The sequence below is a fragment of the Mongoliitalea sp. genome (assembly GCF_054166905.1).
Window position 1 is genome coordinate 20292 of sequence record NZ_JBSZCK010000032.1, and the last position, 19468, is coordinate 39759.

At 34.7% G+C, this 19468-nt stretch carries 17 protein-coding genes; all 17 read left to right on the top strand.

Translation table 11 applies throughout. From position 1 onward, the window contains the following. Positions 1–114: 114 nt before the first annotated feature. The 17 genes from ACXIUD_RS11780 to ACXIUD_RS11860 all read left to right on the top strand — a co-directional run bounded on the left by ACXIUD_RS11780 (position 115) and on the right by ACXIUD_RS11860 (position 18955). Entirely contained in the window at positions 115–996 is an 882-nt protein-coding gene (locus ACXIUD_RS11780; RefSeq protein WP_458052842.1) for a glycosyltransferase family 2 protein, read from the top strand. Beyond that, positions 993–1697 carry a class I SAM-dependent methyltransferase gene (locus ACXIUD_RS11785; protein WP_458052843.1) on the top strand — a complete coding sequence of 235 codons (705 nt, stop codon included), beginning with the start codon at positions 993–995 and terminating at the stop codon, positions 1695–1697. Before ACXIUD_RS11780 ends, ACXIUD_RS11785 begins: the two co-directional genes overlap by 4 nt. Before the next feature lies 1 nt (position 1698). Next, entirely contained in the window at positions 1699–2529 is an 831-nt protein-coding gene (locus ACXIUD_RS11790) for a glycosyltransferase (RefSeq protein WP_458052844.1), read from the top strand. Positions 2530–2665: 136 nt separating this feature from the next. Next, positions 2666–3544 carry a glycosyltransferase gene (locus ACXIUD_RS11795; RefSeq protein WP_458052845.1) on the top strand — a complete coding sequence of 293 codons (879 nt, stop codon included), beginning with the start codon at positions 2666–2668 and terminating at the stop codon, positions 3542–3544. Positions 3545–3585: 41 nt separating this feature from the next. Continuing rightward, on the top strand, positions 3586–4377 hold the full coding sequence (locus ACXIUD_RS11800; RefSeq protein ID WP_458052846.1) for an FkbM family methyltransferase: 792 nt from the start codon (positions 3586–3588) through the stop codon (positions 4375–4377). A 189-nt stretch (positions 4378–4566) separates the two neighbouring features. After that, positions 4567–5472, top strand: a complete 906-nt coding sequence (locus ACXIUD_RS11805; protein WP_458052847.1) for a hypothetical protein — start codon at positions 4567–4569, stop codon at positions 5470–5472. A gap of 20 nt (positions 5473–5492) precedes the next feature. Next, positions 5493–6443: a glycosyltransferase family 2 protein gene (locus tag ACXIUD_RS11810; RefSeq protein ID WP_458052848.1), complete on the top strand. Its 951-nt coding sequence runs from the start codon at positions 5493–5495 to the stop codon at positions 6441–6443. Between the two features lie 5 nt (positions 6444–6448). After that, positions 6449–7396 (top strand): glycosyltransferase family 2 protein, encoded by a 948-nt coding sequence (locus tag ACXIUD_RS11815; protein ID WP_458052849.1) that lies wholly within the window; start codon positions 6449–6451, stop codon positions 7394–7396. Continuing rightward, positions 7393–8382: a glycosyltransferase family 2 protein gene (locus ACXIUD_RS11820; protein WP_458052850.1), complete on the top strand. Its 990-nt coding sequence runs from the start codon at positions 7393–7395 to the stop codon at positions 8380–8382. The genes ACXIUD_RS11815 and ACXIUD_RS11820 overlap by 4 nt, the downstream gene beginning before the upstream one ends. Further along, positions 8379–9449 carry a glycosyltransferase gene (locus ACXIUD_RS11825; RefSeq protein ID WP_458052851.1) on the top strand — a complete coding sequence of 357 codons (1071 nt, stop codon included), beginning with the start codon at positions 8379–8381 and terminating at the stop codon, positions 9447–9449. The genes ACXIUD_RS11820 and ACXIUD_RS11825 overlap by 4 nt, the downstream gene beginning before the upstream one ends. A 13-nt stretch (positions 9450–9462) precedes the next feature. Next, complete coding sequence (locus tag ACXIUD_RS11830) at positions 9463–10563, top strand: glycosyltransferase (protein ID WP_458052852.1); 1101 nt, start codon at positions 9463–9465, stop codon at positions 10561–10563. 113 nt (positions 10564–10676) lie between these two features. Further along, entirely contained in the window at positions 10677–11864 is a 1188-nt protein-coding gene (locus ACXIUD_RS11835) for a hypothetical protein (protein WP_458052853.1), read from the top strand. 57 nt (positions 11865–11921) lie between these two features. Continuing rightward, positions 11922–12998 (top strand): glycosyltransferase family 4 protein, encoded by a 1077-nt coding sequence (locus ACXIUD_RS11840; RefSeq protein WP_458052854.1) that lies wholly within the window; start codon positions 11922–11924, stop codon positions 12996–12998. Further along, positions 12995–14182, top strand: coding sequence for a hypothetical protein (locus tag ACXIUD_RS11845; RefSeq protein ID WP_458052855.1), 1188 nt, complete (start codon positions 12995–12997; stop codon positions 14180–14182). Before ACXIUD_RS11840 ends, ACXIUD_RS11845 begins: the two co-directional genes overlap by 4 nt. Continuing rightward, entirely contained in the window at positions 14166–15272 is a 1107-nt protein-coding gene (locus ACXIUD_RS11850) for a hypothetical protein (protein WP_458052856.1), read from the top strand. Before ACXIUD_RS11845 ends, ACXIUD_RS11850 begins: the two co-directional genes overlap by 17 nt. Next, complete coding sequence (locus ACXIUD_RS11855) at positions 15269–16228, top strand: polysaccharide deacetylase family protein (protein ID WP_458052857.1); 960 nt, start codon at positions 15269–15271, stop codon at positions 16226–16228. Before ACXIUD_RS11850 ends, ACXIUD_RS11855 begins: the two co-directional genes overlap by 4 nt. Before the next feature lie 1152 nt (positions 16229–17380). After that, the gene (locus tag ACXIUD_RS11860) at positions 17381–18955 is read left to right on the top strand and encodes a hypothetical protein (protein ID WP_458052858.1); all 1575 of its coding nucleotides are present in this window, start codon (positions 17381–17383) and stop codon (positions 18953–18955) included. Positions 18956–19468: the final 513 nt, after the last annotated feature.

Here is a 19468-nt window from a genome sequence, read left to right on the forward strand (position 1 = left end):
TACAGTTTTTAAATAGGAATATTTATTTGAAGTATAATTATTCTCAAATATTTCAAAAGTAATAATATTGTTGATTTAAATTTTATAACTAATTTTTCCAACTAAATAATTAACATGAAATTAATGAAACCTATGTGTGTTTCTGTAATAATTCCAGTCTTTAATAATATAAAGACTTTAGAAAAAGCTGTAAATTCTGTATTATTTGAGCCTGCGGTGAAAGAAATATTTATAGTAGATGATGGTTCAAAGGATGGTTCAAAAGAATTAGGTCTTGAATTGGGGCATACATATTCACACATAAAGGTTTTAGAACACAAGGGAAAAAAAAATAGAGGAGCTGCTGCATCACGGAATCTTGGACTTACACATGCTTCATTTGATTGGGTTCAGTTCTTAGATGCCGATGATGAATTGTTGCCTAATAAAATTCCTGGTCAATTAAATTTGGCGAAAAAAGATTTTCCTTTTATTGTTGGAAATAGTGTTCATTTATTTCCAAATGGAAGAAAACATTTCAGAAAAGCAGATAATGATATTTGGAAAGGATTGATCAGGAGTAAATTAGGAGATACTTGTGCGAATCTTTGGAACAGAAATTTTTTGTTGGAGGTAGGGGGATGGGATGAATCTTTGACGAGTAGCCAAGAATATGATTTGATGTTTAGGTTATTAATACTTCATCCTAAAATTGTTTTTGATAACCGTTATTTAACTAATATTTACCATTCTGTAAATTCTATAAGCACTAATGTTGAGAAAAAAAATGAAAGAATGAAGAATTGGGTGGATTTGAGGGTAAAAATTAGAAATCATTTACAAAAAAATAATTCATTCGGCATAAAGTATCAATATTATTGGGCTGGTGCTGTGGGTATATTCTGTCATAATCAAGGCTGTGCTTTTCCATCGCATTTTAATTTCATTTTTTTTAGGCTTTATAATTTGGATATGACACTTAGAAAACAAATCCAAAAAATATTTAAGGTTTTATGAAAAAATTTTCATTCAAAAATAGTTTCTTTCATGTACAGTATTGGTTCATTAAGGAGAGTGCAAGAGCTTTGAAAATTGGTATACCATATGCAAGGATTATTAAATACTATCCAGCTTATATGAAGTCAAATCTTGGTTATTCTAAAGGACCAATTCAGCTTGGTATACCATTGATTACATTTGAGGCTATTGAATATCTTAAAAAATTGGTCCATCCTAAAATGAAGGTCTTTGAATATGGAAGTGGCGGTTCGACGAGATTTTTCGCAGAAAGGGTGTTAGAAGTTCATTCAGTTGAACACAATGAAGAATGGTATAGGATTGTTAAAGAAGCTCTTGTATCGAAGGAGAATTTAAATCTCTATCTTAAAACAGGGTGTAATGTAACAAAAGATTCATTTGATATAATTTCTGATGAGCCAGAAGATGGCTTAGATTACAGGGAGTATACCAAAGTGATTTCAAATTTTGCAGACAATTACTTTGACCTTGTATTTGTGGATGGAAAAGCTCGAAATGCTTGCATCCAACATGCGCTGCCAAAATTAAAATCAAATGGGATTTTAATAGTTGATAATTCAAATAGAAGAAAATTGGCAGATTCCTTAGATTTAATTAAAAACTCAATGGTATTAAGGAGCTTTGATCCATCTGTTGGGTCAAAGATTTTTACACAAACAAGTTTTTATAAAAAAATATAGTATGGAGTTCAAACATGTTTTAATAACTCGGTTTAATATCTTTTATAAAACCAAAATGGCTGAAAAGGGTTATGATCCTGAAATATGGCTAAATGAAAGGTTTGAAATATTCCAACAGTTTTGTTTCCCTTCTATAATCAATCAATCTAGCAAAAACTTTTACTGGTTTATCTATTTAGACAGCGAAACTCCAGAGTCAATTTTTACCCAACTTCATAAAATGACAAGTCCTTTCAAATTTATTCGTTTGATAGAAAAGAAGTTTTCAGTTTTTAGTTTAAGACCATATCTTAATGAAGATATTAATTTGATGTTTTCTGATGATTTTCAATTTTTGATTACTAGCCGTGTTGATACAGATGATATGCTTCACATGGATTTTATAGCAAAAATTCAACAAAATTTTCAAAACCAAGAATATTGTGCCTTGAATTTTAATAAGGGTTATATATATGATATTGATACTGGAGTTACATCAGTAACCATTCATAGGCAAAATCCTTTTATTTCATTAATTGAGAAAAAGTCGGAAGAAGGATTTAAGACAGTATTTCATAAGATTCATATTTCATATAAAGGTGATCCTTTGAAGATTGAAATATCCAATAGTATTCCTATGTGGTGCATGTCAGTACATGGACTAAATGTCAGTACAGGGTTTTACGGAAAAATAAACAAATTTCACCAGCCAAACTTAAAAGGTTTATTTTCTTTTGGATTTCAAAAAAAACCAAGCATTGTAAGTATTTTAAAATTCACCATTCGTTCATATCAGAGGACCTACTTTAAGATTAAATCTAAGGCTTCTTCTGTCTTAAGTTTCAATAACTAAATTGTTTTTTTCACCGATAATTCACTTGTTTTTTTATAAACAATTGAAATGCTAAGAAAAAATCCTTGCAATCTTATTGTTAATATATACAATTGAAAAACAACTGCGCATTAGTTTTGAAAACCAATAAGTTATTATGGTCTATTTTTCAGTAATTATTCCTGTATTTAAAGATGAGAAACGTTTAGTACTTTGTTTGAATGCTTTTCAAAACATGTTAATAATGGATTTTAGTTTTGAGGTAATCGTTGTTAATAATGATTCTGAGGATAACAAATTTGAAATTAATATTTCAAACTATTCATTTCCAATTTTCATACATCATGAAAAGAAACAAGGGTCTTATGCGGCCAGAAATATGGGAGTGAATAAATCAGTTGGAAAAATCATCGCATTTACAGATTCTGATATGATTCCGGAATCAAATTGGTTACAAACTGCATATAAATATTTTTCTAATGATACAGATAGAGCAATAGGTATATTAACGGGGCCTGTACCTCTATTTTATAAAAATCCAAAAAGATTAACTCCTGCTGAAGTTTACGAAAAATATACAGGATTTGATTTCGCAGGATATGCGAAAGAGGGATCCTGTGGTGCAGGTAATTGGTTTTCCTACAAAAATATCCTTGAAGAATTCGGCGGATTTAGAGAGGATTTAATGTCCAATGGCGATACAGAACTATCACTGAGGATTTCTAAAAAATACAAAGTGGTTTATATTCCTGACTTGGTTAATAGACATCCAGCCAGGTATACAATAGAAGAATTGGTTTATAGAAATCAAAGGATTCTCGGGGGAACTTATACAAGAAAATACAAAGGAAATTATAGCGGCTTTTTATTGCATACTCTTAATTTCATCCTTAGAAGATATAGGTTTTCACTGAAAAAATTCTTTACAATTCCGATTCAAGAATCTTGGGCAATTTTTATTGTTTGTAATTCCCTAAGTTGGGGGGCATTAAAAGAATGTTATGCATTATTAAACGGAAGGGAGACTAAAAGATGATTAAATTATTTTTTTACCACATAAAAAGAATTCTTGAATTCATGAATTCCATTTTTTTTAACAGAAACCTAAAGGGGTATAATGAAAAGGTAAGTGCCATAAAAACAATAGTTTACTTATATTTAAAATCTATAGAGAAAGAAGAAAAGGATGTAAGTGTAAATTTTTTCGATTTTAAAGTTATCGGCCCAAATGCTAGCTCATTGCTTTATTTATTTCAGGAGATTTTTTTAAATCGAGAATACTTTTTTGATTCTAAAACCGATAAACCAAAAATTATAGATTGCGGAGCTAATATCGGAATTGCCATTTTATACTTTAAAAAAATATATCCAAATGCTGAGATTATTGCAATAGAACCCAATCCTTACATGTTTAAATTCTTGATTCAAAATATTAAACAGAATGACTTAAAAAATATTTCAATTCTAAATTACTGCTTATCGGATAAAGAAGGATTTGAAAATTTTTATTTTGAAAAATTTGGAACAAATAATCTATCAGGTTCAATTTATAAGACAAGAGGAAATCAATTTCAAGTGAAAGTTGAGTCCAAAAAGCTTTCCTCAATTATTAACGATGATATTTTTGAAATAATAAAAATAGATGTTGAAGGTGCTGAGCGTCAAATTTTAAGGGATTTGGTTAATAATAATAAAATTAAATCAAGCAATAAATATTTTTTAGAATATCATCATCATTCTGAAATGACAAATAATTTCACGGAAATTATTAATTCTTTTGAAAAAGAAGGATACGACTTTAATGTTAAAGCAAATTTCAATCAAGTAAAATATTTTCAGGATATACTAGTTTTTTTTCAAAAACGTTGAATTAAGGTGATAAGCTTGGTGACACGTAAGTTTTTTAAGTTAAGAGTTCTCCTTTCATCAATCTTTATTGGATTGGGCTCTCTTAGCAGGATAAAAAATTATTCAAAGAAATCAAAGTTGGTTTATATTGATCTATCAAGGCCTGAAATATACCATAGATATTTTTACAATTTATGTAAGTATTTTTTAATGGAGAATTATATAGTTTCTATAAAATTTTCCATAAGAAATATTTATTATTTAAAATGTAATCCTGATTCGGATTTACTCTTTAAGGAAAAAAAATTGATAATTGGAAAACCAACAAATATTAACCCTATTCTTATTTTAGATGATAAACGTATTTCACCAAATTATTTTGATTTCATTATCAATCCTGAAACTAAAAAAAATTCCTATTTTGTTCCAATAGGCTTTCATCCTGATTTATACTTCTTGAATTTTTGGAAGAAAGATTTTTCGTTCTTGTATAAGAGACATAAAAGCTTATTTATGGCAGGAAATATGGGGAAAAATTATTCTAATGAATATAATGAAAATTTATTTTCTGCTATTAATAGATTTAAAATTAGCCAGTTAATCAATTCCTATGGAATCTTAAATAGAATTGATGTTAAAGATGAAATTGATTTTTTTGAAAACGTTAAAGACAGGTTAGTTTATTTTGTGGAGAAAAAAAACACATATCAAATTCCGCCTTCAAAGCTCTTCTATTTTTTAAGTAGATTTGATTTTTTCTTTGCAATGCCTGGAATGTATATGCCACTAAGTCACAATCTTATAGAAGCTATGTCTGTTGGTACAATTCCATTTTTGCAGGAAAGTTATGCTAACACTTTTCAGCCTCAATTAAAAAATGGTGTTGACTGTGTTACATTTAAAGGTACTGAAGATTTATATGAAAGAATTCAATATTTATTTTCAATGGATTCAAGTGAGGTAATTAAACTACGTCAAGGGGTTTGTGAATTTTACTTAGAAAATTTATCCTCAAAATCAATTGTTTCTAACCTATTAAATAGAAGTTACTCTAAGATTTATTTGATGGCGGAAGAGTATTCGGTTCAACAATTAATGCTTAATCGTGAAATTTAAAGATTATTAAGAACTTAGATATGTCTTTAGTTTCAGTTATTATTCCTGTTTTCAATAAGGTTGCTTTTATTAAAGAAACATTGGATTCGGCTTTAGCACAGACCTATCCACATATTGAATTAGTGGTAGTTAATGATGGTTCGACAGATGGTTCTTTTGAAATATTGAAAAAGTATGCAATAGAGCACCCGCAAAAAGTTAAATTGATTGACTCAATCAATAAGGGGGTTTCTGCTGCCATTAATTTGGGTATTAAGAAATCCCAAGGTGAATATATCCAATTTTTAGATGCAGATGACTTAATGTCTTCAGATAAGTTAGAGAGACAAATTAATCTATTAAAAGGTAGAGGGTCTAATGTTGTGGCTTCATGTGAATGGGTAAACTTTAAAAACAATAATAATCAATTTACTCAATTACCTTATGGTTTATTTCAGGATTTTGAATCTGGACTAGATTTATTATTAAGAATTTGGAATTATCAGGAGATGCACCAACCTGCGGTTTATTTGACACACAGAGATTTAATTGACAAAGCGGGACCATGGGATGAATCTTTAAGTATTAATCAAGATGGGGAATTTTTTTGTAGGGTATTGTTACATGCAAAACAAGTTTTGTTTGAACCGAGTGGGAAAGTTTTTTACCGAAAGCCAAGTGAAAATAATGTAAGTCAACAAAAGACTGAAAAGGCTATGGCTTCCCAATTGGCTTCCTTACAATTATATGAAAGGTATGTACTAAATGTGGAAGACTCTAGAAGAGTCAGGGTTGCATTAAAAAAAGTCTATCAAAAATTCATATATGACGTTTATCCCAATCATCTCCATTTACTTAAAGAGTCAGAGCAAATACAAGTCAAATTAGGCATTAAAGAAAAGGTTTTTATTGGCGGGCCAAAATTCCAGCTGATTTCAAAAATATTGGGCTTTAAAATTGCCCTAAAATTAAAACGGAGTTTAAAATTTTGAATTTAATGTTTTCTGTTATAATTCCCCTTTACAATAAAAAGTCATTTGTAAAAAGAGCAATTGATAGTGTACTAGCTCAATCATTTCAGGCTTTCGAAGTCATAGTCGTCGATGATGGGTCTTCAGATGGGGGCGGAAATTTAGTAAAGACGGAATATGGGGAAAAGGTCAAATTAATTAGCCAAGTTAACTTGGGCGTCTCTTCAGCAAGGAATGCAGGCATAAGGCAAGCGAATTATCCTTGGGTAGCTTTTTTGGATGCAGATGATTGTTGGTCTCCTTTTTTCTTAGAAAAAAATAGTCAAGTAATTCAAATTGATCAAAATATCAACATAATTGGATCTCAGTATTGTCTGGACAAAAGAAATTTGGAGGTAAAAAATAATTCACTAAAACTTAATAAGCTTAATCATTATTTTAAAAATGCAATCAATAATTATCTTTTTACATCTTCTTCCACAGTCGTTAGAAAAGAGTTTTTTAATAATAACATAGGGTTTAAATCATTTTTATGGTCTGGAGAAGATTTGGATGTATGGTTTAGAGTCAATCTTTGTGAAGGTAATGCGTATTTTATAGAAAATCCTTTAGCTTATTATTCAAGTGAAGATAACATCCGGTTGTCTAAAAAAAATGTACCCTTCGAAAAAACTTTTGTGTATCATTTAAAAAGTTTCTTAAAACCCATAGAAATTAAATGCAATGAAAAGAAAAAAGAGTTCGATGTTTTTATTGATAAGCTTATTTATGAATCACTAAGAACTAGGTATTTTCTTCCCGAATCGCATATGGTATCCAAGGAAATTTTGAACCTTAAAAAAGGGAATTATTTTTGGGCTGATTTGTATTATAAGTTGCCTTTTAGAATTGGTAACCTATTGGTAAATAGTACCCTATGCAGGAATTTTATAAGAAAATATTTTAAAGTATTATTTAGATTTGTTTATACGTGAAGATACCGGTCTCAGTAATTGTTCCTGTTTACAATACTCAGAAAACGCTGAATAGATGTTTGGATTCTATAGTTTCTCAAACATTTTCAGATTTTGAAGCTATAGTTATAGATGATGGTTCTACTGATAGCAGTTCTAAAATCTGCGATGAATATGCATTCAAAGATAAAAGATTTAAAGTGTTTCATACGTTAAATGCAGGCGTTAGTAGTGCAAGGAATTTAGGGATTGATTTAGCAAGAGGGGATTGGTTATGTTTTATTGACAGTGACGATTTTGTACAGCCCAACTATTTAGAAAATCTGATTGTAAATACTAAGGATGTACAGTTGGTTGTTTCAGGATTGAAGCGGATTTCTCAAAAGAACACCACTTTGGTGGAATTCCCTGATAAAATTGTAGAAATAGAAGATAAGATTTTTTACTTACAGCAATATCCACTTTCAGATATGGGATATCCTGTTTCTAAGTTATTTAAAAAAGAAGTTTTAAGGGATAACTCTATCAAGTTTGATATTCAAGTTCATATGTTTGAGGATGTCATTTTTTTATTCACTTACCTCTTACACTGTAAAAGAATCAATTTTACTAGCCAAACAGCCTACAACTACATGCTAGAGAACAGTATGCTTAGTTTAAAAATTAATGATTTCAAGAAAGAATATTTTGGATTTATGTCCCTATACAAGCTAGTTACGGAGGAACATGGAATTAGTCATTATGAGCTGCTCAATCAATATACAGCTCTGGGTTTTAGAATTTCAAGATTGATGAACAGATGTATTTCTATTTTGTATTTAAAAAATTATCCATCTTCTTTTTGCTTGAAGGCACTAGAAAATTTTCCTGAAGATACGTGGGTCCTTTTTAAGAAGTTTATTTTTCCGGAAAATTCAATAAAAAGGATAGTTAAATTTTTATTGATCAATAAGTATTTTAAAGCTTCCAACTTGATATTAAAACTATCTTATAGGTTAAAAAGATGAAGATTATTCGCCTTACTTCCTCTCTGGATTTCGGAGGTCAGGAAAAGCAGTATATATCTTTTACCAATCATCCTGATTTATTACAGCATTGTTATTATTTTGGATCTTTGGGCAAAGGTGGTTTTACAGAATCAGATCTAAAAACTAAGGGTTTTAATGTTGTGATTTTCGGCAATAATCCAGCCATTAAGAATCTAAAGAATATTTGGAAACTCTATTCGTGGTTTAAAAAAATTAAGCCAGATATAGTTCACACAGCTGTAGGTGAAGCTAACTTTCATGGAATCATTGCAGGAAAACTGGCAGGTGTTAAAATTTTACTTGCAGAAGAAGTAGGAATACCATCACATTCCAAGATTGCAGTATTTATTTTTGGATTGATCTATAAGTTAACTGACAAAGTGATCTGCGTCTCCAACTCAGTAAAAGATCATTTGATAAGAATTGGCGAGCTAAGGCCAGAAAAAGCCGAAGTTTTATATAATCCAGTCTCTCGACCCTTATTTTACGGCAGAGTTAAACAAGTAAATTTCACTATCGTTTCAGTTGGGCGCTTTGAAATAGTTAAAAATCAGCAGCTTTTAATTAACTCATTATCAAAAATTAAGAATCAAAAAGTTCAATTAATTTTAGTAGGTGAGGGATCAGAAAGAAAAAATTTAGAGAATCTTATTTACAAACTTGGACTTAAAGATAGGGTCCTAATCACAGGCTTTGTCAAAGATCCTTTTAAATGGCTTGAAAAAGCTGATTTATTTGTCTTACCATCTTTATCAGAGGGTTTTGGCATCGCTGCTGTCGAAGCCATGCAGCTAGGCATTCCTTGCCTTTGTTCAAATGTAGGGGGTATCCAGGAATTTATTGATAATGATAAGACTGGATGGTTATTTAATCCTTTAATTGAAAATGATCTTACTTCAAAATTAAATCATATTTTAAAATTACAAGAGGAGAAACGAATTGAAATTGGAATTAATGGGAAGATAGCGGTTAATAATAAATTCTCAGAAGAAAGCTATATTTTAAATCTTGAAAATTTTTATAATGAATTAGCAAATCATGATTAGGGTCTTGCATATTATGTCAACAGTGACTGGAGGAGGTGTAGAAAGAACAAGATTATCATTATCTAAATTTTTAAATAAAGATATTTTTGAAATGAAAATTATTGGAACCTTCAAAGGAGGGGAAGTTGCAAAGTGGATTGAAGAAGAAGGTGTTGATATTTTGGAAATCGGAGATTTTTCAGGTCCGTTTGACTGGGGAAAACATAAAAAAGTTCAGAAAATCATAAATGATTATAATCCTCATATTATTCATGGAGCAGTTTATGAAGGTGTTACCATGGCTGCTATCAATGGATTTTTAAAAAGAGCTCCTATCATTATTTTAGAAGAGACTTCTGATCCCCAAAATAGAAGTTTAAAAGCAAGTTTTCTATTGAGAATTTTTTCATGGGTTGCCGATAAATATATTGGAATTTCACCTAGTGTTTACGGTTATCTTATCAATAAAGTTAAAGTTGGACCTAAAAAAGCGATTTGGATAAATAACGGGATAGACATTCCAAGACCCATTTCTAATAAAGAAGTGTATTATTTAAAAGCTGATCTTGGAATTAAAGACGATGAAATTGTTGTAGGTGCTGTGGGTAGGATGATGAATCACCACAAAAGGTTTTCAGATTTGATAGAATCTTTAGTCAGTGTTAAATATAATAAAGTTAAACTTCTTTTAGTTGGAAGTGGGAGGGATGAAGAATTTTTACGATCAGTAGTAAAACAATTTAATCTCCAAGGAAAAGTAATTTTTGCAGGATATCATTATGATACCGCACCATACTATAAAGTAATGGATATTTTTTGTATACCCTCTGCCTATGAAGGTTTTGGATTAGTGGCAGCAGAGGCAATGATGAATGCTTTACCTGTCATTGCAACAAATGTTGGGGGGTTAAAAGAAGTAGTAGTTGATGAAGAAACGGGTTTTCTTATTACACCCTATTCTCCTTTAACTATTGCTGATAAAATACAATACCTTATTAATCACCCAGAAGAACGAAAAATGATGGGTGAAAAAGGATATCAGCGAGCTATGAAATATTATACAGCTGAGCGCTATTGCAGGGAAGTAGAGGATTTGTATTTAGATTTATTGAGGAAAAAGAGTATAATTAGATGATTCTGTTACTTAATTGTGGTTAAGTTTAGACCTAAAAGTTATTTTTTTAAGAAATGTTAGATATAATTCTAATAGCGTCATTGTTAATTGTTTTGGTAAACTCGAATTCGAGTATGGCTAAGAAGTTTGGTTTGTCCTACAAATATGAAGTGCATTTACATTACCTTCTTTTTTATCATCTGTTTTTTAGTCTATTTTTCACATGGTATATCCGGAATTTTGGAGGGGATTCTTATGGTTATTGGAAATTTGGGATGGAGCAGGTAATCATCAGAGGAGAAGTTAACTGGATGAGTTACTTTGGTGAAGGAACTAAATTTATTTTATGGTTGTGTTATTTTCCAAGTCAAATCTTTGGACTTTCCTATTTAACTGGTAATATACTCTTCGGTTTTTTGGGTTTTTTAGGTATTCGATATCTTTTTGTTCTTGTAGCTAAATTGTTTCCAATCAATCATAAGGTTCTCAACATCCCTTTATTTCCTTGGATTTTTTATTTTCTAAATCTTCATTTTTGGTCAGCGGGGGTAGGTAAAGATGCTATTTGTTTTTGGGGGATAGCTTGGTTTTTATTTTCGTTGCAAGAATATAAAACCCGTTGGTGGCAGGCAGCAATAGCATTATTTTTCGTTTATATGGCACGACCACATATGGGGCAAGCTTTGATTTCTGGTGCAGGAATAGCGATTCTTTTAGGATCAGAAGTGAGAATAGGTTATAAAATTCTTTTTAGTAGTATAGCTGCTGTTGGAGCGATATACCTTTTGCCAAGCACATTGGAAGCATTACGCTTGGAAGATCTTTCGATTGAATCTATGGAGACATTAGCTGATTCAAAAATAGGGAATTTAAATACCTCACATGTAGGTTCTCGCTTGGATTTGACAAATTATCCATGGCCCATGAAGCTTTTTACTTATATGTTTAGGCCCTTATTTATAGATGCGCATAATGTTGTTTCTTTTTTCTCCTCTTTCGAAAATGCTCTTTATTTATGGTTAAGTTTCTTTATCTATAGAAACTGGACACCTCAAGCTATTCGCGACATGCCATTGTTTATAAAAGCTGGTATGATAACATTCATCCCTGTAGCTCTCGCTTTTATGAATTCATTGAGTAATCTTGGAATTATCATGCGTATGAAAAACATGACCATGATTTACTTTTTACTCTTTTGTTTCTACCTGATTGCTCACAACAAAAAACTACGAATGGACCGAGTCAAAGAAAAAATTCTTTTCTACAAAAAACGGGATGCGCTTATCAAACAGAAACAAGAAAATCAGGCAAGATTGGAATAGTAGGCTATTTGAATAAGAGAAATAAACCAATCCTATGAATGCAATTTTTAAAATAAAATGACAATAAAACCCAGTATCCTTTTCCTTCCCAAATATCCCCGCATGGGTGCCTCTAGTCGCTTGCGGACCTATCAGTTTGTTGGATTGCTGGAAGCTGAAGGGTATCAGGTAGAAGTAAAGCCTTTTTTTAATGAACGCTATTTACAGCAATTATATAGTGGGAAAAAACCCGCAACTTGGAATATATTACGCTGCTACATGAGGCGTATCTGGATACTCCTTCGAGCCAAATCCTATCAGGTAATTTGGGTAGAGAAAGAAGTATTTCCGTATATTCCAGCTAGCTTAGAGAAATGGATGTACAGCTTTTTTAAAGGGAAGCTAATCCTTGATTTTGACGATGCTATTTTTCACAATTACGACTTGCATGAAAATCAATGGATTAGAAAGGTATTGGGAACTAAGATCGCACACATCATGCAACAAGCATCTGTTGTTTTGGCGGGTTCTCCCTATTTGGAGGAATATGCTAAGCGAGCAGGTGCTGTAAAAATAGTTTCCATGCCCACGGTCATTGATTGGAAAAAGTATAGTCAGGAGTTTCCTGTAATACCAGCCAATCAGCCGACGATTGGTTGGATAGGTTCACCCAGTACACAGCGATATTTGCATGAGTTGATTCCTGTATTCGGGCGGATATATGCGCAGAACGCATTTACATTACTAATCATCAATAGCAAAGAAAAACTAGCCTATTCCGGTGATATGATTCACTTGCAATGGTCGGAAGAGGTTGAAGTTGCTGCTATCCAACAAATGGATATAGGCATTATGCCTTTACCCGATAGTGCTTGGGAGCAAGGAAAGTGTGCCTATAAATTGATCCAATACATGGCCTGTGGCAAAGCTGTGATCGCATCTCCTGTAGGAGTGAATGTGGAAATAGTAAAAGATGGATACAATGGCTATTTAGCTGCTACGATGCAAGACTGGGAGGAAAAGCTGTTGTTTTTATTAAACAACCCCAATGAACGAAAAAACATGGGTAAAAATGGACAATCAATGGTTCAAGCAAACTATACCATTGACCAAAACATGAAACGGATTCGGAAACTTTTACAAGAGCTCCTATGACCCACAAGCGCTTGCTTTTGATTACCTGGGATTCCGGAAGTTCTAACTACCTGGAATCCTTATTTTTTCCTATACTCGCAGGTTTAGCACCATATGGATACGAATGCCATGTGGTACAGTTTTCTTGGGCTACACCTGCGGAAGTAGCACGAATTCAGGCAATCGCACAAAAACTTGGAATCCCTTACACGCAACTACCCATTCATCGCCAACCGCATGCGGCGCTTGGTGCGTTATGGACTGTTTACAAAGGCGTAGAACGGATCAAGCAATATGTTAAGGATCATCAGATACAACTCCTAATGCCTCGTTCCATCATGCCTGCGATAATGGTCAACCGTTTGCATGGTTGGCTACAACAACAAGACATTCAACTGATCTATGACGCAGATGGATTGAGTATTGAAGAGCGGGTTGATTTTGCAGGCTTAAAAAAAGGAAGTTTTCGATACCTTCAACAAAAAAAAGAAGAGTATAAAATCCTGACTGTTTCAGATAAAATTCTAACCCGAAGTCAACGAGCCATTCAATATTTACAAGAAAACCAACAACTTCCCCATAACAAAGCTTGCTATATAGTCAGCAATGGCAGGCCTACGAATCTCTTTCAGCGTTCCTTGGATGATCGTGCTTATTGGCGTAAAACCTGGGGATTGGAGGCCGAAGACTTGCTGCTAGCCTATACAGGATCTTTGGGAGTGCCCTATGCATGGGATCGTATGCTGGAAGTATTTACCCAAGTAGTAGCTTCACAACCCAACGCTCAGTTTTTGGTATTGACCCGTGAAAATCCAGAAACTATAGCGATTCCTTCACACCTTAGGTCGAAGATTCGAATAATCAAAGGAAGTTTCGATCAAATTCCTTCCTACCTCAGTGCTGCTGACATGGGAATTAGTTTGAGAAAACAAGCCCCAAGTTTAATGGGTTTGGCACCAATTAAAATTGGAGAATATTTACTAATGGGGTTACCCCTGATTCTTTCAGCAGGCATAGGGGATACCGAGGAACGACTGGGGAGTTATCCTTTTGTGTATATAGACAAAGAATTGAACGATAGTCAATTTCAGCATTGGTTAACACAAATCAGTCAATACGATGCTGAAAGCATTCGCAGGGTGGGATTGGAGCATTACAGTTTGGAACAAAGCATAGAATCTTACAGGCATGCTTTGGAAGACTGATATAGCAGGAGACGGTTTTCCCTATTTTTCTTGGATACTTATTGGTGTTCATGTTGGAATATCCCTAGTATTTACTTGGTATATTCAGGAGTATGGAGGAGATGCCCTGAAGTACTGGAATCTAACCGCAGAAACTGTTCCAGATCCCCATTCATGGATGCAGCATTGGGGAACTAGAACACTCTTTGTACAGTGGCTAACCTATCCTTTTTCACATATAATGGGTCTTCCATTCTGGTTGGTAAATTTGATCTATGCAGGGCTGACGCTTTGGGCGATTTTTCGTTTGTATGCCATCGCTGCTTCGATTCTTATATTGCAAGGAGCAGATGGGATGAGGATTAAAGCTTTGCAACTTGTGTTTCTCCTACCCAATTTACACTTTTGGACGGCTGGTATTGGGAAGGAAAGTTTGGCATTTGTTGCCTTGGTTTTGTATGTAGTCGGATGGACCCATCGCCCTTATGCATGGATATATTTACTTGCTGCCATAGCGCTTAGTTGGATGGTGCGGCCTTTGCAGGGAGCAGTCTTGGCGATATTTGTACCTTTTTGGTTTTTTCAAGCTAACTATAGTACTTTGATGAAAGGTGGAGTTCTAGTGCTAACAGCCCTTTTGTTCATTCCCATTTACCAATACCTCCAATTAATTAGCCATGTGGATTTGTTGTCACGAGCAGGAATTCAAGCCTTTTTCCAAGGACAACAAGAATTTCTAGCGGGGTTTCAAGCCGGTTCTTTCGTAGATATGCAAGACTATGCCTGGTGGGAAGTAGTGGGAACCTTTTTGTTTCGTCCATTGCTATGGGAGGGAGGTTCTTTTTGGCAAGTAGCCGCTGCTTTGGAAAATACCTTGCTATTATTATTCTTTGGTGTATTCGTTTTTTCCCTTTTGCTAGGGAAAATACCTAAAATCTTTTGGCCGGTGTTAGTAGCAAGTGCCTTGATTTGTACAGTCTATGCCTTCAGTCTCAACAATTTTGGGATCATGATGCGTATGAAAAGTATTTTCATGATTTTTATTTATGTTGGTGCTATCTTGGGCCTTCATCAACTCGTGAACGCTTTCCAAAAATATAAACACACTTGAAAAGTGCGCTGATCATATCCTTGGACTTTGAACTGCATTGGGGCAGGTTTGACAAATATGATATCCAAAAGGATCGAAATTATTATCAATTAACCCGATCGGTCATTCCGGAGATCCTGCATCTTTTCGATCTCTACCATATCCGGGCAACCTGGGCTACGGTTGGTTCTTTGATGGCAGAATCACTAGAGGAATGGAGAACCTTTCTTCCGAGCAATTTACCTAGCTATGAACAATCGAAGTATTCGGCCTATGAGTGGGTAAAAAAATCGGACTTTTTACATAAAGATTGTTTGTTTGCTCCTGACTTGGTTCAGCGTATTTTGGAGCATCCCTTACAGGAACTCGGGAGTCATGCCTTTGCGCATTATTATACTTCTGAAAAGGGTCAGCAAGATATGGGCTTCCAAGCTGACTTACGAGCTGCCAAAAAAATAGCGCAAGAAAAATTCAGTCATACCTTGCGAAGCTTGGTATTTCCAAGAAATCAATACCATCCAAATGCCTTGCACATAGCCAAAGAAGAAGGCTTTGATATTGTGCGTTCCAATCCCGAGGATTGGTATTGGAAGCGACCAAATCGTGAAAACCTTCTCAAGAAAATTTTTCGTACGGGAGACACCGTATTTTCACTGGGCAAATCTTCCATTTATGAAAACTTAGAACGCTCTGAGGAAGGCTGGTTCAAATTGCCAGCTTCCCGATCGCTTAGACCAAACCATCAAAGTTCCTTATTTAATGAACGAAGAGTTCGGAGAATTCAAGAGGAAATGACGCTAGCTGCCGAAAGGGGAGGTGTCTATCATTTGTGGTCGCATCCGCATAAATTTGGTTACTATCCGAAAGAGAACATGGCTAATCTCCAAGAAATCCTCAATACCTTCTACGCCCTCCGTCTCACCCACGGGATGGAAAGCCACTCGATGGGAAGCTTCGTAGTGAGTAGTGAACAGTGAACAGTGCATTGGAATGAGGAATACTTGTGCTGAGTTTGTCGAAGCAAGGAATGCTTGTGCTGAGCTTGTCGAAGCACTTGTGCTGAGCGTAGTCGAAGTAAGGAATAAATTGGTCCTGCGGATTTTTAGCCACGTAATAAATTGGAATAGAAAGGTGTTTTCAAAAAACCGTTAGGATACGAGGATTACAAATTCTCTTCGTCTGAGTTCGAGATTACAAAGCTCGAACAGCACGACCAACGCAAAACCCCGATAGGGTTTCAATCCCGCAGAGCATTAGCCCCGAGTGCAAACTCGGGGTTTGATGATAGTACACTCATAGGTCCTCCCAACCCCTGAAAGGGGTTGAATTCAACCCTGAACCTTCTTAGCACTTGAATTATATTCAAAAAACCCTTTTACCAATCATTTCCCGTCAAATTCAACTCCTACCGGAGTTGGGCTGACCAATGCTGATTCTCCTTTTAAACCCCGGGTAGCAACCCGGGGCAAATAACCTTCGGTAGTTGATTCCTCCGGAATCTTGCTTGCAATAGCCAATACTTTTCAATTCTACTAAACCTTCTCGTTTCCACTACCCGAATTTTTACTTTGTACTTAGTACAATTTCATCCTTCCTCCCTCATCCTTCCCCCTACATTGTCAGGTCATGAAATTTTTTTGCCATCTTATATAATTCTTGAATGCTTAAACGAAGTCTTCGATCCCAGCGGGATCACATATTTATAGTTAAAATACGTTTAGGGACAGGTGCGACTCCGAAGGAGTCGAATGTCTCTAGCCGGAACTAACTTAGCTATAAACATATGACCTCTCCGAGGTCGGAATTTTTCGCATTAAAACCTAATGCGTATACTTTATACACTCAGCATTAGTAAAAGTAATTTCATCCGTTATTCAAAAACAATTCACGCAGGTCCAATACCCGCCCCTGTCTTAACTCTTGCTTCCCCGATACTCGGGGCAGGCTTTGTCTCTTGTTTCTAACTTCTCGCATCTCGTCTCTATTACTAGAATCCCTACCTGGTACTTCGTACTTGGTACTTGGTACAATCCCACCCTTCATCTTACTACAATTCCGCGCATTCCGTGCTTTCCGCGAGAATTCCCCAATTTTCTGTAAATTCCGTATCTTCATCGAGCGCTAATCACATGCACACAAAAAACCTTTTCAATCGACAATTTACCCTCATCCTCTTATCCCTTGGGGTATGGTTGCTGGTTTTGCTTTTGTTGGGTGGCTTGGATGGGGAGCGGGATGTGCCAATGATGTGGTTGGTTAGTGGGGCATATACCGGGGAGGTGGAGTATTATACGGGTTTCTTGCATCCAATTTTATCGGGACTTTTGGCGAGTTTGTATAGTAGTAGCCCAAGCGTACCCTGGTATAGCATTGTCTGGTATGTAATCATCTCCATTTGTTTTTACCAATTTATAGGTATAACGAGTCAAATAGCTAACAATAAATGGATTATAAGCTTATTAATTGCTAGCTTTTTACTGATCCTCTTGGGGCAGATTACTGCTTTATCTTACACCTTGGTGGCGGGTTTAGCAACTGCTGTAGGTTTAGGGGGACTGATAGCGGCTAGTCAACATGGAAAGACTTTCGCCAAATACCAATTCATTTCTTCTAGCTTGTTATTGGTAGCTGTTTTAGTCGACTACAAGACTTTCTTTTTATTGTTTTGGATAACGCTTGCATACCTACTCATTTTTCTTTCCAAGCAGGTTATTTTGAGTTTTTTCAAAGTGAATAGAACAATTTTTATCTTAATGCTTTTGTTGATTTCTATACAGGGTGGTTTTCGCTTTTCACTCAAATACAGCAGCTTTGAGAAGTTCACTCAGGCCCGCACATCAGTAATCGATCATCCTGTTTTTCAGTTTTCTATGGAATCCAACCCTTCCGCAATGGACAACTCATGGGTATATTTTTCTCATGGATTGCAGGAAAAGACGGATGCTCCAAGCCTTGAGGAGTTGGAAACAATGTTGGCAGTACTAAAGAGGGGATATTGGAAACAGGCTTACTTCCAATTTTATGTTTCCCAATTGTTTACAGGATTAGCCAATAATATCTTGCTTATTTCGCTAGTAGGGGCTGTTTTGCTGATTTTGATACTTTATAGTTCACATACCAGACAATTATTGTTTTTTATAGGGTTATTGGGAATTGTTCAATTGGCGCATGCCTATTTATATGGATTTTCAGGGAGTATAAGCATTGGATTGTTAGTGCTTTTATTAGGACTAGGAATTATCAATTTTTCCAATCAACCAAAAACAGTTCACCCGTGGATTATCTATTCTCTGGTATTCGCTATAGGTGCAATGGTCCTATATCAAGGAGTACAAGTTTTGCAAGAACAATCAGAGAGAAAAAGCAAGTTTCGTGAGTTGGAAGCATGTTTGGAGTTTGTTCCCGATGAGCAATTGATAATTTATATGGGGCAGGATAGAGGCTTTTTCCCAGTAAGCTCCTACAAGCAAAGATTCCCATTTACCATCCTGGATTGGTTTTCCAGGAGTCCTATGCAACAAAAAAGGTATGCTGATTATGGTGTCAAAACATGGGAAGATGCACCTCAACTCTATATCATTCAACCCAAGGGTTCTGAAACGATGAGTAATTATTTACAGGAATTTTTTGGAGGGTATAACTTAGAACAAGTGGGGATTTCAGGAACGTTCGAAGTCTTAAGGGTATGGAAAAGGGAATTGTAAGGGAAAGGGTAGGAGGTGAAAGGTTCAAGGAGGGGATTCACGAATTAAATATAAACCACGAATTACGCGAATTACACAAATGCTTTTTTTCGTGAGATCATTGCCATGGGGTAGTCTATTTCTGGCATTGAGCAATGAACAATTTTTTCTCGCATGGCTCGCAATTACACAAATCATCCAGAAATCTAAAACCTTCCTAACGGATGGCAAGCATGCCTTCTGAAATTTTATAAACCACGAATTGCGCAAATTGCACAAATACTTTTTAGTGGTGAGATCATTGCATTGGGGTAGTCTATTTCTGGCATTGAGCAATGAACAATTTTTTCTCGCATGGCTCGCAATTCCACTAACCGTCCAGAAATCTAAAATCATATTAACGGATGGCAAGTATGCCTTCTGAAATTTTATAAACCACGAATTACGCTAATTACACAAATATTTTTTACTGGTGAGATCACCGCAAGGAGGTGGCTTACCTCTGGCATTGACCAATTGACAATTTTTTCTCGC

Bases quoted from the DNA above. Each gene is read 5' to 3' on its own strand.
- ACXIUD_RS11780 (WP_458052842.1), top strand. From the start codon at position 115: ATGAAATTAATGAAACCTATGTGTGTTTCTGTAATAATTCCAGTCTTT.
- ACXIUD_RS11785 (WP_458052843.1), top strand. From the start codon at position 993: ATGAAAAAATTTTCATTCAAAAATAGTTTCTTTCATGTACAGTATTGG.
- ACXIUD_RS11790 (WP_458052844.1), top strand. From the start codon at position 1,699: ATGGAGTTCAAACATGTTTTAATAACTCGGTTTAATATCTTTTATAAA.
- ACXIUD_RS11795 (WP_458052845.1), top strand. From the start codon at position 2,666: ATGGTCTATTTTTCAGTAATTATTCCTGTATTTAAAGATGAGAAACGT.
- ACXIUD_RS11800 (WP_458052846.1), top strand. From the start codon at position 3,586: ATGAATTCCATTTTTTTTAACAGAAACCTAAAGGGGTATAATGAAAAG.
- ACXIUD_RS11805 (WP_458052847.1), top strand. From the start codon at position 4,567: ATGGAGAATTATATAGTTTCTATAAAATTTTCCATAAGAAATATTTAT.
- ACXIUD_RS11810 (WP_458052848.1), top strand. From the start codon at position 5,493: ATGTCTTTAGTTTCAGTTATTATTCCTGTTTTCAATAAGGTTGCTTTT.
- ACXIUD_RS11815 (WP_458052849.1), top strand. From the start codon at position 6,449: ATGTTTTCTGTTATAATTCCCCTTTACAATAAAAAGTCATTTGTAAAA.
- ACXIUD_RS11825 (WP_458052851.1), top strand. From the start codon at position 8,379: ATGAAGATTATTCGCCTTACTTCCTCTCTGGATTTCGGAGGTCAGGAA.
- ACXIUD_RS11830 (WP_458052852.1), top strand. From the start codon at position 9,463: ATGTCAACAGTGACTGGAGGAGGTGTAGAAAGAACAAGATTATCATTA.
- ACXIUD_RS11835 (WP_458052853.1), top strand. From the start codon at position 10,677: ATGGCTAAGAAGTTTGGTTTGTCCTACAAATATGAAGTGCATTTACAT.
- ACXIUD_RS11840 (WP_458052854.1), top strand. From the start codon at position 11,922: ATGACAATAAAACCCAGTATCCTTTTCCTTCCCAAATATCCCCGCATG.
- ACXIUD_RS11845 (WP_458052855.1), top strand. From the start codon at position 12,995: ATGACCCACAAGCGCTTGCTTTTGATTACCTGGGATTCCGGAAGTTCT.
- ACXIUD_RS11850 (WP_458052856.1), top strand. From the start codon at position 14,166: ATGCTTTGGAAGACTGATATAGCAGGAGACGGTTTTCCCTATTTTTCT.
- ACXIUD_RS11860 (WP_458052858.1), top strand. From the start codon at position 17,381: ATGCACACAAAAAACCTTTTCAATCGACAATTTACCCTCATCCTCTTA.